Consider the following 15,114-nt stretch of genomic DNA (forward strand, 5'->3'; position numbering starts at 1 on the left):
ATGGAGAACGTACAAGCCATCAAACAGCGTTTTGAGCTGATCGGCAACGATGTAAAGCTCAACCGGGCCCTGGAAAAAGCGATCCAGGTTGCCCCCACGGATATCTCCGTGCTGGTCACGGGCGAAAGCGGCGTGGGAAAGGAATCCATCCCCAAGATCATCCATTCGCTCTCCCACCGCAAGCACGCCAAGTATATTGCGGTAAACTGCGGGGCCATCCCCGAAGGCACCATAGACAGCGAACTTTTCGGGCACGAGAAAGGGGCGTTTACCGGGGCCACCCAGACCCGGAGCGGCTACTTTGAAGTGGCCGACGGGGGGACGATTTTCCTGGACGAGGTGGGCGAACTGCCGCTGACCACCCAGGTGCGGCTGCTGCGGGTGTTGGAGAACGGGGAATTCCTGAAAGTGGGGTCTTCCCGGGTCCAGTCCACGGACGTGCGGATTGTGGCCGCGACCAATATGAATATGCGGGAAGCCATCGAAAAGGAAAAGTTCCGCGAAGACCTGTTCTACCGGCTGAGCACCGTGGAAATCCATATCCCCGCCCTGCGCGACCGCCGGAACGACATCCACCTGCTGTTCCGGAAATTCGCCTCGGATTTCGGGCAGAAATACAAGATGCCGACCATCCGCCTGGAAGACGACGCCGTGCCCGTACTGGAGAATTACCGCTGGCCGGGAAACATCCGGCAGCTCCGGAATATCGCCGAGCAGATTTCCGTTTTGGAGAAAGACCGCTCCGTGTCGGCGGAGACGCTCCGGTCCTACCTGCCCGAATCCGGCGGGAGCCGGCTTCCGGCCGTGGTGGAACAACGGCGGCGCGAAGGCGACTTCTCCAACGAGCGGGAAATCCTCTACAAGGTACTCTTTGACATGAAGTCGGACCTGAACGACCTGAAGAAGCTCACCCTGGAAATGCTCAAACACGACAACAGTGAAAAAGTCCAGGAAGAACAGGAACAACTGATCCGCAAGATTTACGGGTCCGAGGACGGGGAGATCCTGGATGAGGAAACCGCCGTGGCCATCCTGCCCCCTGCCGGCCAGGAACCCGAGCGCACACCCCCTGCCGCCCCACCCCAGGACAAGTACCATTTTGCGGAGGAAATCGAAGAGGAAGAAACCCTATCTTTACAGGAAAAGGAAATCGAACTGATCGCAAAATCCCTGGAGCGGAACAAAGGCAAGCGCAAAGCCGCGGCTGCCGAGCTGGGGATTTCCGAGCGGACCCTCTACCGCAAGATCAAGCAATACGACCTCTAGCATGAAGCGGATGAAGCAATTTGGCCTGGCCCTCCTGGCCCTGGCACTTTTGGGTTGCGGGGCCTACTCCTTTACCGGGGGGGACGTCGGCGAAGCGGAGACTTTTCAGGTGAACTATTTCCAGAATTACGCCACCCAGAGCCCCGGGTCGGTTTTCCACCCGGGGCTCGACCGGGACTACACGCTTTCCCTCCAGGACCTGATCCTCAACCAGACCAACCTGGACCTGGTAGGCTCCAATGCCGATTTGGTTTACGAGGGGGAAATCGTCGAGTACCGCGTGCAGCCCATGTCTGCCACTGCGGAGCAACGCGCTGCCCAAAACCGGCTGACGATGACCGTCAACGTGCGCTTTTTCAACCGAACCAAAGACAACGTGGACTTTGAACAGCGGTTTTCCTTCTTCTACGATTACCCGGCTGCCACCCAGCTGGCCAGCATCCGGGACGCCGCCCACCAGGAGATCTTTGAGCGGATCAACCAGGACATATTCACCCGATCCCTCGCTAACTGGTAGGAGATGCAAGTACCCGATTTCACATACCTGCTGCAGCAACCCGGGAAATTAAAAACCCCCGTCCAGACCCGGCAGCTCGAAGAAGTCCTGAAAACCTACCCCTGGTTCCAGGCGGCCCGGGCCCTCCACCTCAAGGGGCTGCGGAACCTCAACAGCTACAAATACAACCAGGCCCTGAAAGTCACGGCTGCCTGTACGGCCGACCGGGAAGTACTCTTCGATTTCATCACTTCCGAAGCCTTCCTGCAAAATGAAATTGCGGATGCGATTTCGGGCAAGACTTCCCTGTCGGATCGGGAAATCGAATCCGAGGAGGTGGCCCCTGAACCCGGAAGGGATGCCGGGATGGTGGACGAGGGGGAAGACGGGGCACTACCCCGGTCCACCGCGGAAGCCGAACAAATCCTCGACCCGAAACTCTTCCGCTCCAAAGACCCGGAGGTAGACAGGGAACTGGAGGCCGATCGGGTAGCGGCCCGTGAAAAACTGGGGATGGGCCGCCCCCTGGACTTTCACAAGGGAGAGCGCTATTCCTTCTCGGAGTGGCTGCAGATCACCAGCCTGGGGCCCGGCAAGCGCAAAGAGCCAACTACCCCCGCTGCAGGGGATGAGGACGCAGCGTCCAAAGCCCCGGGGGGTGACGCCGCGTCGCCGGCGAATCCCGACCCGAAACCGGCTGAAGACGCGTCGCGGAAACAGAAATTCGACCGGATAGACCGCTTTATCCGGGACAACCCGAAAATCGTCCCGCAGGCAGCCGCCGAAGCGGAAAAAGTAAACATTTCCCAGTCCGTTAAAATCGACAAGGAAGAGCTGATGACCGAGACCCTGGCCCGGGTTTACCTGGAACAGGGAAAGCACAAAAAAGCGATACAGGCCTACCGGATCTTAAGTTTGAAATATCCGGAAAAAAGTGGTTTCTTTGCGGACCAAATTAAAGCGGTGGAAAAACTGCGGAAAGATAAACCCAAGAAATAATGAGCACATTTTCCATATTCCTGGTCCTGATCATTATCGTCTGCCTGCTGCTGATGCTGGTGATCATGGTACAGAACCCGAAAGGCGGGGGCCTCTCCTCCTCCTTTGGCGGTGGCGGGAACCAGGTGGTTGGCGGGGTCAAGAAAACCGGCGACTTCCTGGACAAGAGTACCTGGACGCTGGCGACGGTCCTGATCGTCCTGATCCTGCTCTCCAATGTGACCCTGAAAACCAATTTCCAGGAGGCCGAATCGAGACTCCTGCAGGAAGACGGCATTGAAGCTGTACCCGAGGGGGACCTGGAGTCCATCCCCGAAGCGCCGGCCGGCGAACCTGCCAGCCCGCTCGATACGCTACAGTAAAAACACACCCGAAACTATGGGAAATGCCAGTTTGTATGACAAGCTGGCATTTTTCATTTCACAAACTGTCAGTTTTTGCCGCATGGCACAATTTCTGCCCTGTGGAAGGGCGAAACTTAAAATCTAAAAAATCGATCAATATGGCTAAAGTAAACATCAAACCACTGGCGGACCGGGTCCTTGTAGCACCCATGGAAGCCGAAACCAAGACGGCCTCGGGGATCATTATCCCGGACACGGCAAAGGAAAAACCGCAGAAAGGCAAAGTCGTTGCGGTAGGCCCGGGCACCAAGGACGAAAAAATGACCGTTTCGGTGGGCGACACCGTATTGTACGGCAAGTACTCCGGCACCGAGCTGAAATTCGACGGGGCCGACTACCTCATGATGCGCGAGAGCGATATTTTAGCAATCATATAAATTAAACACCACGGCCGGCCGGCCCGCGGGGCCGACTCCGGCTGAATCCAAAAATCAACATTCGCATTATGGCAAAAGACATAACTTTTGATATTGAAGCAAGGGACGGGCTGAAGCGCGGGGTAGACGCCCTGGCCAACGCCGTTAAAGTAACCCTCGGGCCAAAAGGCCGGAACGTAATCATCAGCAAATCCTTCGGGGCCCCGGTGGTCACCAAGGACGGGGTTACCGTAGCTAAGGAAATCGAACTGGAAGATGCCCTGGAGAACATGGGTGCCCAGATGGTCAAGGAGGTTGCCTCCAAAACCAATGACCTGGCAGGCGACGGAACCACTACTGCCACTGTCCTGGCACAATCCATCGTCAAGGAAGGCCTCAAGAACGTGGCAGCCGGCGCCAACCCCATGGACCTCAAGCGCGGTATTGACAAGGCCGTAGAGGCAATCGTCGAGAACCTTGCCAAGCAAGCCAAAAAAGTAGGCGACTCCAGCGAAAAGATCAAGCAGGTAGCCGCCATTTCCTCCAACAACGACGAGACGATCGGGGAACTGATCGCCGAGGCGTTCAACAAAGTTGGCAAGGAAGGGGTGATTACCGTTGAGGAGGCCAAAGGAACCGACACGTATGTGGACGTGGTAGAGGGAATGCAATTCGACCGCGGATACCTCTCCCCGTATTTCGTAACGGACTCCGAGAAGATGATCTCCGAGCTGGACAACCCGTACATCCTGCTCTTTGACAAGAAGATTTCCACCATGAAGGACCTGCTGCCCGTGCTGGAACCGGTAGCACAGTCCGGAAAGCCCCTGCTGATCATCGCAGAGGATGTGGATGGGGAAGCCCTGGCCACCCTGGTGGTCAACAAACTGCGCGGCAGCCTGAAGATCGCCGCTGTGAAGGCTCCCGGATTCGGCGACCGCCGCAAAGCCATGCTGGAAGATATCGCCATATTGACGGGCGGAACCGTAATCTCTGAGGAGCGCGGCTTCACCCTTGAAAACGCCAGCCTGGATATGCTCGGCACCTGCGAAAAGGTCTCCATTGACAAGGACAATACGACGATTGTCAACGGTTCCGGTTCTGCCAAGGACATCAAGGCCCGTGTCAACCAGATCAAATCGCAGATCGAGACCACTACCTCGGACTACGACCGCGAGAAACTGCAGGAACGCCTGGCCAAACTGGCCGGCGGGGTGGCCGTCCTCTACGTAGGGGCCGCTTCCGAAGTGGAGATGAAAGAGAAGAAGGACCGTGTGGACGACGCGTTGCACGCCACCCGTGCCGCCGTTGAGGAAGGCATTGTCGCCGGTGGGGGCGTTGCCCTGGTACGCGCCTTTTCGGTACTGTCCAAGGTGAAAACCGAAAACGCCGACGAAGCCACCGGGCTGCAGATTGTCGCCCGGGCCATCGAGTCCCCGCTTCGCACCATCGTGGAAAACGCCGGGGGCGAAGGCTCCGTGGTAGTTGCCAAGGTACACGAGGGGAAAGGAGACTTTGGCTACGACGCCAAGAGCGAGAAATACGTGGAAATGATGAAGGCCGGGATCATCGATCCCAAGAAGGTGACGCGTATTGCCCTGGAAAATGCCGCATCGGTTGCAGGCATGATCCTGACCACCGAATGCGCCCTGACGGACATCAAGGAGGACGCCCCTGCCGGACCGCCCATGGGCGGAGGCGGCGGCATGCCCGGCATGATGTAACCCGTTTCCGACTGAAACCATTCCCCTTTGGGAATTCACAAAAACCGGCAGCCCGATCTGCCGGTTTTTTTATACCCGATTTTGTAACTTGTCGGCCTTTAATCAGCAAGCCCAATGAACGAATCCCTATTGCAAGATGCCCTGGAAATCCTCCGGGATACAAATCAACCGCCGATAGCCCGTTTGCAGGGAGTCTGCGACTTGCTGCAGGACTGCGTCCCGCACTACGACTGGGTGGGCTTCTACTTCCGGAACGGGGACCGGCCCGAACTGAAACTGGGCCCCTATGCAGGGGACCCTACGGACCATACGATCATCCCTTTTGGCAAGGGAATTTGCGGGCAGGTAGCCCTGAGCAACGAAAATTTCGTGGTGCCGGACGTCGGCGCCCAGGACAACTATATCGCCTGCAGCATCCATGTTAAGGCGGAAATCGTCGTGCCCATCTTTGTGGACGGGGAAAATATCGGGCAGATCGATATCGATTCCCACACCCCGGACCCCTTTGGCCCGGAAGACGAAAAATTCCTGGAAACGATCTGTGCGGAAGTATCCCGGATCCTGTGAGGCCTTCGCTGGCTCCGGAGGCTTGCGCATTCTTTAAAACTTTCCCGGTTTTGTTGATAAACCGGCCGGCATGTTCAAGGCAAAGAACGTACTTTTGCTCACCTAAACCCTTATAATCCAGCACAGATGAGTACTTCCCGAAAAGCGGCTTCGGCCCTGGTCTCGGTTTTTCACAAGGACGGGCTCGAACCCGTGGTCCGCAAATTGCACGAACTCGGCATCGCCCTGTATTCCACGGGCGGCACTGAGGCATTTATCCGGAAACTGGGCATCCCCGTTACGGCTGTAGAAGATGTCACAGGCTACCCCTCCATCCTCGGCGGCCGGGTTAAAACGCTCCACCCGAAAGTCTTCGGAGGCATCCTCGGCAGGCGCGAACTGGAATCCGACAGGGAGCAACTGGAACAGTATGAGATTCCCCGGATGGACATCGTGATCGTGGACCTCTATCCATTCGAAAAAACAGTTGCCGACGGGGGCTCCCGCCAGGAGATCATCGAAAAAATCGACATCGGGGGCATCTCGCTCATCCGGGCGGCCGCCAAGAACTACAAAGACGTTCTCTGCGTGTCGGCCATGTCCGATTACGCCCCCCTGCTGGAGGTGCTCGAGGAAGGCGGCGGAACCACTACCCTGGAACAACGGCAGGCCTTTGCAGCCAACGCGTTTCAGGTTTCTTCCCATTACGATACGGCCATCTTCAATTACTTCAACCGGGAGGCGGGGAAGCAATCCCTGAAAATCAGCGTCCCGGAAGGGCGCGTTTTGCGCTATGGGGAAAACCCGCACCAACAGGGCATTTTTTACGGGGATTTCGAGGCCCTCTTTGACCAGCTGCACGGCAAGGCACTCTCCTACAACAACCTCCTGGATATCGATGCAGCGGTGAACCTGATGGAGGAATTCCGGGAAGACGACCCCACCTTTGCGATCCTGAAACACAACAACGCCTGCGGCCTGGCCACCCGGGACACGCTCAGCGATGCCTACCGGGATGCCCTGGCAGGCGACCCCGTATCCGCCTTCGGGGGCATCCTGATCTGCAACCGCCCGATGGATGCCGACACGGCCACCCAGGTCCACGAACTCTTCTGCGAAGTGGTCATCGCCCCCGCGTTTGATGCGGATGCCCTGGCCATCCTGAAAGGGAAGAAAAACCGGATCCTCCTGGTTCAGAAACCCCTGCCGCTGCCTGAAGGCCAGGTCCGCACCTGCCTGAACGGCATCCTCTACCAGGACAAAGATTCCAAAACCGACCAGGCCGAAGACCTGGACTACGTAACCGGGAAACGCCCCACCTCCTCCGAGCTGGACGATTTGCTTTTTGCATCCCGCATCTGCAAGCATACGAAGTCCAATACAATTGTCCTGGCAAAAAACCGGCAACTCTGCGCCAGCGGAACCGGCCAGACTTCCCGCGTGGACGCCCTGAACCAGGCCATCCACAAGGCTGGCAGCTTTGGCTTTGACCTCCAGGGGGCCGTGATGGCCAGCGATGCCTTCTTCCCGTTCCCGGATTGTGTGGAAATTGCCGGGAAGGCCGGGGTAACTGCCGTGATCCAGCCGGGGGGCTCAATCAAGGACCAGTTGAGTATCGATTATTGCAACGAAAATGGAATTGCGATGGTAATGACCGGCACGCGTCATTTTAAGCATTAATTTTACTACTTTTATCGATAAAATTTGCCCGTTCGACGGGAAACCAAACAGCTAGCCAATGGGTTTTTTTGATTTCTTGACCGAGGAAATAGCCATTGACCTCGGTACCGCCAACACCCTGATCATACACGACGACAAGGTGGTGGTGGACAGCCCCTCCATCGTGGCCCGGGACCGGATTTCCGGGAAAATCATCGCAGTGGGCCGAGAGGCGAACATGATGCAGGGGAAAACCCATGAGAACATCAAGACCATCCGGCCGCTCAAGGACGGGGTTATCGCCGATTTTGACGCCTCGGAGAAGATGATCAATATGTTCATCAAGAACATCCCGGCCCTGAAGAAGAAATGGTTCCCGCCTGCCCTGCGCATGGTTATCTGTATCCCGTCGGGGATTACCGAAGTGGAGATGCGCGCCGTCAAAGAATCCGCCGAGCGGGTCAACGGCAAGGAGGTCTACCTGATCCATGAGCCCATGGCGGCTGCCATCGGGATCGGACTGGATATCATGCAGCCCAAGGGGAACATGATCGTCGACATCGGAGGGGGGACCACCGAAATTGCCGTGATTGCCCTCGGGGGGATCGTCTGCGACAAATCGGTTAAAATTGCCGGGGACGTCTTTACCAACGACATTATCTATTACATGCGGACGCAGCACAACCTCTATGTGGGGGAGAGCACGGCCGAGAACATTAAAATCCAAATCGGGTCGGCTACGGAAGACCTGCAGTCGCCCCCGGACGAGATGTCCGTACAGGGCCGCGACCTGCTGACCGGGAAACCCAAACAGGTATCGATTTCCTACCGGGAAATCGCCAAGGCGCTCGACAAGTCGATCCTGCGTGTGGAAGACGCCGTGATGGAAACCCTGTCGCAAACCCCGCCCGAGCTGGCGGCGGATATCTACAACACCGGGATCTACCTGGCAGGTGGCGGTTCGATGCTCCGCGGGCTCGACCGGCGGCTTTCCCAGAAAACGGACCTGCCGGTCTACATTGCCGAGGACCCGCTCCGCGCCGTGGTCCGGGGCACCGGGATCGCCCTGAAAAACCTGGAGCGCTACAAAAGCATCCTCATCAAATAAAACGGGCCGGGGCCGGGCCCCGGCAGTTCAATAAAGCAGCATGCAGCGGATAATCAATTTCATCCTCCGGAACCGATCCTCCCTGCTTTACCTGTTCCTGCTGGCTGTAGCCCTTTTGCTAACCGCTCAAAACAACGCCCTGCACCGTTCCCGATACTTCAACTCGGCCAACTGGCTCACCGGGTCGGTTTACAATGCCTCCAACTCCGTGACGGATTACTTTGGGCTGGAGCAGGAGAACGACAAGCTCCTGGAGGAGAACCGCAGGTTGCGCATGCTGTTGTTCAATACCGAAACCCGGGATTCCATGGAATTGGATACTGCCGAATTACACTATCAGGTGATGACTGCCTCCATCATCAAAAACAGCTATTCCGAGGCGAACAACTACATCACCATCGACAAGGGGCGCTCGGACAGCGTCTCCCAGGACATGGGGGTGATCACCTCCCGGGGCATCCTCGGGATTGTGGAAAAAGCCAGCAGGAACTACGCCTCGGTTCAGAGTATCCTCAATGCCAAATCGAATATCAACGCCAAGATCGCCGGGACGGATTACTTTGGCTCGCTGACCTGGGACGGCCGGGATTACCAACTCGTGCAACTCGAGGACATCCCCCGTTTGGTGCCGCTTCGCGAAGGGGATACGATTGTCACCGGGGCCATGTCGAGTATCTTCCCGGAAAACATCCCGATCGGCACCATCGAGGCATTCTCCCTGACCGAATCGCAGAGCTTTTACCAGATTGACGTCCGGCTGTTCAACGACATGACCAACCTGAAACAAGTCTACCTGATCCGCAACCGGGATCGGGATGAAATCCTCCAACTGGAATCCGACGTGGCCAATGACTTATAACTACCTGCTTACCGGTATCCGATTCATTGCGCTGGTCCTGGTCCAGGTACTGGTCTTTAACCGCATGAACCTCTTCGGGTATGTCAATCCGATGGTCTATGTCCTGTTCCTCTACTGGTACCCCGTCCGGGAAAACCGCACCACGCTCGTACTGGCCGCCTTCCTGCTGGGCTTTGCGGTAGACCTGTTCTCGGACACCATGGCCCTGCATACGATTGCCGCCCTGACAACGGCCTTCCTCCGATATCCGCTCATGCGGTTTGTTTTCGGGGTCAACATGGAATTCCAGAATTTCCGCCTTTCCAACTCCACCCGGGTACAACAATTCACGTTTTTAGCGTTATTGGTAGTGGTACACCACCTGGTATTCTTTGCGTTCGAAATTTTTAGTTTGTCGAATTTGCTGTTAATTTTGAAACGGGTGGTTCTCACGGGGCTCAGCACGTTCGTGTTCTCGGTGTTGCTGGCAACTTTGTTTGCCATCCGAAGGGAGTGATCCGAAACCTCGCTGCCACCCGCAATAGATACTAATTAATAACCGCATCCGCCGAAGATGAAGAAGCTGGTTCTGTCTTCCATCATTATCCTGATCGGGCTGACTTTTATCGGCAGGCTGTCCTATTTGCAGCTTTTCCGTTTTTCCCCGGACCAGATCCTGGAAGACCCGGCCATCAAGGTGGTATACGACTACCCGGAACGGGGCTACATCTACGACCGGAACGGCGAGCTTTTGGTGGCCAACCAGCCCGCGTATGACGTGATGGTGATCCCCCGGGAGGTGGAGCCCCTGGATACCCTGGAATTCTGCTCCCTGCTGGGAATCGACCGGGATCGGTTTGTCTCCCAGCTGGAAAAGGCCCGGGTGTACTCTCCCCGCCTGCCCTCGGTAATGGTGCCCCAGTTGTCTAAGGAGGACTATGCCGGGCTGCAGGAAAAGATGCGGAAATACAAGGGGTTCTACATCGAGAAGCGCTCCCTGAGGGACTATCGGACAAAGGCTGCGGCCAATGTACTCGGGTATATCAGCGAGGTCAACGAATGGGACCTGCAAAAGAACCCGTATTACGAACAGGGCGAACTCACGGGGCGGACCGGCATCGAGAAACAATACGAGGAAATCCTGCGCGGCCGTAAAGGCGTAAAAGTCATCCAGAAAGACCGGTTTAACAGGGAGATCGGCCCTTACAAGGACGGGGCGCTGGATACGCTGCCCCAGCCGGGTACGGAAATCCGCATTACCCTGGACAAGCAGTTGCAGGAATACGGGGAACGCCTGATGAACGGCAAGCGGGGCGGCATCGTCGCCATCGAACCCGCCACGGGCGAAGTCCTGGCCCTGATTTCCGGGCCTACCTACGACCCCGCCCTGTTGGTGGGACGGGAGCGCTCCAAGAATTACAGCGCCCTGCATTACGACACCATCTCCAAGCCTACCTGGGACCGGGCCATCCTGGCGCAACCCTCGCCCGGGTCGCCGTTTAAGACCCTCAATGCGCTGGTCGCCCTGCAGGAAGGGGTGATTTCCCCGGAAACCACCTTCCGGTGCTACAACGGCTTTTACGTGGGCAACAAGTTGCGGGGGTGCCACTGCGGGGGTGGCCTGCGGACGATGAATAGCGGCATCTACAAATCCTGCAACGCCTATTTTGCGGGGACCTTCCGGAAATTCTACGACAATTTCGAAACCACGGATGCCGCCATGGACGTCTGGGAGAAGCATATGAGGAGCTTCGGCCTCGGGGACTTTTTGGGGTACGACCTCCCCACCGGGGCGAGGGGACGGATTCCCAACAAGGAATACTACGACCGGGTGTACGGGGACGGAAGGTGGAGTTCCACCTATATCATTTCCAACTCCATCGGGCAGGGCGAGGTAGCTGCCACGCCCATCCAACTGGCCAACATGACCGCGGCCATTGCGAATCGCGGCTGGTTTTACACGCCCCATCTGATCAAGGCAGTGGGGGGGCAGTCCATCGATATCCCGAAATTCACCGAAAAACATTACACGACAATCGACCCCCAGCATTTTGAACCGGTGATCCGGGGGATGGCAGACGTCTACGAAAAAGGCACGGCCAAATGGCTGAGAATCCCGGGGGTGGACATCGCCGGGAAAACCGGGACTGTAGAGAACTACACAAAAATAGACGGGGTGCGGACCCAGCTCACCGACCACTCCATTTTCGTCGCCTTTGCCCCGGTGGACAATCCAAAAATTGCCCTGGCCGTCTACATAGAACACGGGTACTACGGGGCGCGCTATGCCGGCCACATCGCCTCCCTGCTGATCGAAAAATACCTCAAGGGCGAAATCAGCCGGACGGACCTGGAAAAACGGATGCTCGAGAAGACGCTGGAGCACGAATACGCCAAGCCGTACAGCGGGGAGGAATTTGAGATCAACGAATATGTCTGGTAGCGGGGCCCTCCGGAGGGTAGACTGGCTGACGGTGTTCCTGTTCCTGCTCCTGGTGGCCATCGGCTGGGTGAACATCTATTCCAGCACATTTAACGAAACCGAGAGCTCGATTTTCGATATGGGCCAGTTGTACGGCAAGCAAATGGTCTTTATCCTCCTCTCCCTGGGGATCATCCCCGTTATCATGGCCCTGGAGGCCAGTTTTTACGAACGGTTCTCCAGCGTATTCTATGTGGTCTCCCTGGTACTGCTCCTGGGCCTGTTCGTGTTTGGAAAAACCATTGCAGGCGCCACCTCCTGGTACAACCTGGGCTTCTTCAACCTGCAGCCTTCCGAACTCGCCAAGGCCGCCACCGCCCTGGCCCTGGCCAAATACCTGAGCGATATCCAGACGGACATCAAGCAGCGCAGGCACCAGTTGTTTGCCCTGCTGATCATCGCCATCCCGGCCCTGCTGATTATCCCGCAACCCGACCCCGGAAGCGCCCTGGTATTCTTCTCCCTCGTCTTTGTTTTGTTCCGGGAGGGCCTGCCGCTCGGCTACCTGGGCCTGGCCCTGGCAGCCATCCTCGTATTTGTCTGCACGCTCATGTTCGGCACCGTGTGGGTGGCTATCGGCCTGGCATTACTGATCATCGGGTTCTTCATGGTGAAAAAGCCGTCTCTGAAGGTACCGGTCTTCCCGCTGGTTGGCGTCTATGCAGCCGCCATCGTCCTCTCCCTCTCCGTAAACTTCGTTTTTGAGAACGTGTTCGAACAACGGCACCGCGACCGTTTCAGCCTCTGGTTGCGCCTGGAAAAAGACCCCGACAAACTCGAGGAAATCCGCAAAACCATCGGTTACAATACGTACCAGTCCGAGAAGGCCATCGAATCCGGCGGGTTTTTCGGGAAGGGGTTCCTGGAGGGCACCCGGACCAAGGGCGATTTCGTTCCTGAACAGCACACCGATTATATTTTCACCACGGTAGGCGAGGAATGGGGCTTTATCGGCACGGCCACAGTGGTGATCCTCTTCACCATCCTGCTGTTGCGGCTGGTCTACTTGTCGGAACGACAGAAAAACCCCTTTAGCCGGATGTACGGCTACGGGGTGATCTCCATCCTGCTGATCCACTATTTTATCAATATCGGCATGGTGATCGGGGTGCTGCCAACCATCGGGATCCCCCTGCCGTTTTTCAGCTACGGGGGGTCCGGGCTCATCGGATTCACCATCCTGTTGTTTATTTTCCTCCGGCTCGACGCCAATCGTCTCAAGGAGTGGTCCTGAGTGGCCCGGGTGTTTTGCGGCGTGGAAACCCCGCTGTTACCGGAATTCCCAATCTTTTGCACCCATACGCGATTCAAGGCTTTCCTGCAATTCCGGCGGGAGCCCCTGGAAGAAATCGAGTCCGGTAATCGCTTCGATGCGGTCTACCGGGACCGTAAATTTCTGCAACGGGCCCTCAAGGGGCTGATTGGGCATTAAAAAGGCGACCACAACCGGGCCGTCCGACCCCTCGCGGGCCACAATTTTATAAAAACTGCGCGGCACCGCCACCCCTTCTTCGCCAATCCGGTCCAAGCCGGGTTCCAGCACCCCGGCCGTCAGGACGTATAACCGGCCGTAGCGACGGCACCAGCGGCGTACCTGCATCTCCAGTTCATTCCATGTCCCGGCATTGAATTCCCGGTTTTGCGGACTGATATTGCTCGTATAAAAGGTTTGGTTGTACGCCGCCAGGGAATAGCGCCGGTCTCCGGCCGGGCACAGGTGGCCGCGGTCGTACCCGGAACCCCGGTAATTCCGCCAGTCGGCCGAATGGGTGGAAACCTCTGGGTCCTCTACAAAATACGGGCGGTCCCGGTCGTCGTCCGTCAGGTGGGACGGATCCAGGACATAGGCCACCCAGGCCGCCTGTTCGTAGCTTTCGGCGTATTCCAGCAGGTAATGGTCGTGGCGGATGCGCTCCCCGTTTGCCCCCGAAGGAAGCCAGGCTTCCCGGAATGCCGGGGCCGTGGCGCTCCCGGGTGGGGATGGATACGGATCTTCGGTGTAGAAATTCTCGAACCACCAGAAGCCCACCAGGCACAGGAGCATCAACCCGGAATAGATCAGCCGGTTTTTTTGCCGTTGGGTCAGGGACATGCACCAAATTTAGGGTAATTTGCAGCTTCAGGCTGTACGGGCGTAAGGGAATCCGTCCGATACCGACCAATTCGGGCACCTGCAACTATCAAATACAAAGCATACATGGCACTTACCTGGAAAGACATCATCCATTTCGCCACCAAAGGCAACCCGGAACCGGACCGCAGCGTCGTAAAATCGGATGCCGAGTGGAAAGCGCAACTGACGCCGGAACAGTACCGGATTACCCGGGCGCATGGGACCGAGGCACCCCATTCCGGAGAACTCTGCACGGCCCATGACCCGGGTATGTACCGTTGTGTTTGTTGCGGCACCCCGCTTTTCGACTCCACCATCAAGTTTGATTCCGGGACGGGCTGGCCGAGTTTTACCCAGCCGGTGCAGGAGCATGCCGTACGGTATATCCGGGACACCTCTTTTGGCATGGTCCGGGTGGAGGCGCGTTGCAACACCTGCGAGGCGCACCTTGGGCACGTGTTTCCTGACGGGCCGCCCCCCAGCGGCTTGCGGTATTGCATCAATTCCCTGGCCTTAGAGCTGGATAAATCAGCTGGTGATGCCGACTAAATCATTGCAGGAAGCCACGCTGGGTGCCGGATGTTTCTGGTGTATCGAGGCGGTATTCCAGGAATTGCGGGGGGTGGAATCGGTAGTATCCGGCTACAGCGGCGGGACGGTCCCCGGAAAACCGACGTACCGGGAAGTGTGCTCCGGCCTGACGGGGCATGCCGAAGTTGTCCGGGTCCGTTTTAACCCGGAGGAAATATCCTTCCGGGACCTGCTGGTGGTCTTCCTCAGCACCCACGACCCGACAACCCTGAACCGGCAGGGGGCCGACCGGGGAACCCAGTACCGCTCCGTGGTCTTCTTCCACGATGCCGAACAGGAGCAAGTGGCACGGGGAGTGATTGCCGAAATGCAGCAGTACTTCGACGACCCAATCGTCACGGAGGTCTCTCCCCTTTCCAATTTCTACGAAGCAGATCCGGAACACCAGGATTTCTACCGGCGGAACCCCGAGCTGGGTTATTGCCGGGTAGTCATCGACCCGAAAATGCGGAAACTGCGGGATCTTTTTGCCTCCCGGCTCAAAAACCCGGCATAAAAAAAGCCCCGGCGCGCCATGCACCGGGGCTTCTTC

The 15,114-nt window shown here is 57.4% G+C and carries 16 protein-coding genes; 15 read left to right on the forward strand and 1 reads right to left on the reverse strand.

Annotated features, from left to right (window positions below; translation table 11 throughout):
• The 13 genes from AC3DKS_RS13740 (at position 1) to rodA (ending at position 13,112) form a co-directional block, all read left to right on the forward strand.
• Positions 1 to 1,266, forward strand: coding sequence for a sigma 54-interacting transcriptional regulator (locus AC3DKS_RS13740; protein ID WP_272608375.1), 1,266 nt, complete (start codon positions 1 to 3; stop codon positions 1,264 to 1,266).
• 1 nt (position 1,267) lies between these two features.
• The gene (lptE, locus tag AC3DKS_RS13745) at positions 1,268 to 1,783 is read left to right on the forward strand and encodes an LptE family protein (RefSeq protein WP_272608373.1); all 516 of its coding nucleotides are present in this window, start codon (positions 1,268 to 1,270) and stop codon (positions 1,781 to 1,783) included.
• 3 nt (positions 1,784 to 1,786) lie between these two features.
• Positions 1,787 to 2,761, forward strand: a complete 975-nt coding sequence (locus tag AC3DKS_RS13750; RefSeq protein ID WP_015753778.1) for a hypothetical protein — start codon at positions 1,787 to 1,789, stop codon at positions 2,759 to 2,761.
• Positions 2,761 to 3,123 carry a preprotein translocase subunit SecG gene (gene secG / locus AC3DKS_RS13755; protein ID WP_015753777.1) on the forward strand — a complete coding sequence of 121 codons (363 nt, stop codon included), beginning with the start codon at positions 2,761 to 2,763 and terminating at the stop codon, positions 3,121 to 3,123. The genes AC3DKS_RS13750 and secG overlap by 1 nt, the downstream gene beginning before the upstream one ends.
• Positions 3,124 to 3,263: 140 nt before the next feature.
• The gene (locus AC3DKS_RS13760) at positions 3,264 to 3,542 is read left to right on the forward strand and encodes a co-chaperone GroES (RefSeq protein ID WP_015753776.1); all 279 of its coding nucleotides are present in this window, start codon (positions 3,264 to 3,266) and stop codon (positions 3,540 to 3,542) included.
• A gap of 68 nt (positions 3,543 to 3,610) precedes the next feature.
• A complete protein-coding gene (gene groL / locus AC3DKS_RS13765) occupies positions 3,611 to 5,245 on the forward strand; it encodes a chaperonin GroEL (RefSeq protein ID WP_015753775.1) in 1,635 nt (544 codons plus the stop codon).
• A gap of 114 nt (positions 5,246 to 5,359) precedes the next feature.
• The gene (locus AC3DKS_RS13770) at positions 5,360 to 5,812 is read left to right on the forward strand and encodes a GAF domain-containing protein (RefSeq protein ID WP_272608369.1); all 453 of its coding nucleotides are present in this window, start codon (positions 5,360 to 5,362) and stop codon (positions 5,810 to 5,812) included.
• 126 nt (positions 5,813 to 5,938) lie between these two features.
• Positions 5,939 to 7,471, forward strand: a complete 1,533-nt coding sequence (gene purH / locus AC3DKS_RS13775) for a bifunctional phosphoribosylaminoimidazolecarboxamide formyltransferase/IMP cyclohydrolase (protein ID WP_272608367.1) — start codon at positions 5,939 to 5,941, stop codon at positions 7,469 to 7,471.
• Between the two features lie 58 nt (positions 7,472 to 7,529).
• Positions 7,530 to 8,558, forward strand: coding sequence for a rod shape-determining protein (locus tag AC3DKS_RS13780; protein ID WP_015753772.1), 1,029 nt, complete (start codon positions 7,530 to 7,532; stop codon positions 8,556 to 8,558).
• Between the two features lie 40 nt (positions 8,559 to 8,598).
• Entirely contained in the window at positions 8,599 to 9,417 is an 819-nt protein-coding gene (gene mreC / locus AC3DKS_RS13785) for a rod shape-determining protein MreC (RefSeq protein ID WP_272608365.1), read from the forward strand.
• On the forward strand, positions 9,407 to 9,913 hold the full coding sequence (locus AC3DKS_RS13790; protein ID WP_015753770.1) for a hypothetical protein: 507 nt from the start codon (positions 9,407 to 9,409) through the stop codon (positions 9,911 to 9,913). The genes mreC and AC3DKS_RS13790 overlap by 11 nt, the downstream gene beginning before the upstream one ends.
• A 57-nt stretch (positions 9,914 to 9,970) precedes the next feature.
• Positions 9,971 to 11,839 carry a peptidoglycan D,D-transpeptidase FtsI family protein gene (locus AC3DKS_RS13795; protein WP_272608363.1) on the forward strand — a complete coding sequence of 623 codons (1,869 nt, stop codon included), beginning with the start codon at positions 9,971 to 9,973 and terminating at the stop codon, positions 11,837 to 11,839.
• A complete protein-coding gene (gene rodA / locus AC3DKS_RS13800; protein ID WP_015753768.1) occupies positions 11,829 to 13,112 on the forward strand; it encodes a rod shape-determining protein RodA in 1,284 nt (427 codons plus the stop codon). The genes AC3DKS_RS13795 and rodA overlap by 11 nt, the downstream gene beginning before the upstream one ends.
• Positions 13,113 to 13,148: 36 nt before the next feature.
• Here rodA and AC3DKS_RS13805 read toward each other — a convergent pair whose 3' ends face one another.
• Positions 13,149 to 13,970: a DNA/RNA non-specific endonuclease gene (locus tag AC3DKS_RS13805; RefSeq protein ID WP_015753767.1), complete on the reverse strand. Its 822-nt coding sequence runs from the start codon at positions 13,968 to 13,970 to the stop codon at positions 13,149 to 13,151.
• Between the two features lie 105 nt (positions 13,971 to 14,075).
• On the opposite strand from AC3DKS_RS13805, the gene msrB reads away from it, so the two are divergent.
• Together msrB and msrA are read left to right on the forward strand one after the other, a co-directional pair.
• Positions 14,076 to 14,540 (forward strand): peptide-methionine (R)-S-oxide reductase MsrB, encoded by a 465-nt coding sequence (gene msrB / locus AC3DKS_RS13810; RefSeq protein WP_015753766.1) that lies wholly within the window; start codon positions 14,076 to 14,078, stop codon positions 14,538 to 14,540.
• Positions 14,530 to 15,078 carry a peptide-methionine (S)-S-oxide reductase MsrA gene (msrA, locus tag AC3DKS_RS13815; RefSeq protein WP_272608361.1) on the forward strand — a complete coding sequence of 183 codons (549 nt, stop codon included), beginning with the start codon at positions 14,530 to 14,532 and terminating at the stop codon, positions 15,076 to 15,078. The genes msrB and msrA overlap by 11 nt, the downstream gene beginning before the upstream one ends.
• Positions 15,079 to 15,114 lie beyond the last annotated feature (36 nt).

The sequence above is a fragment of the Robiginitalea sp. genome, from assembly GCF_982776155.1.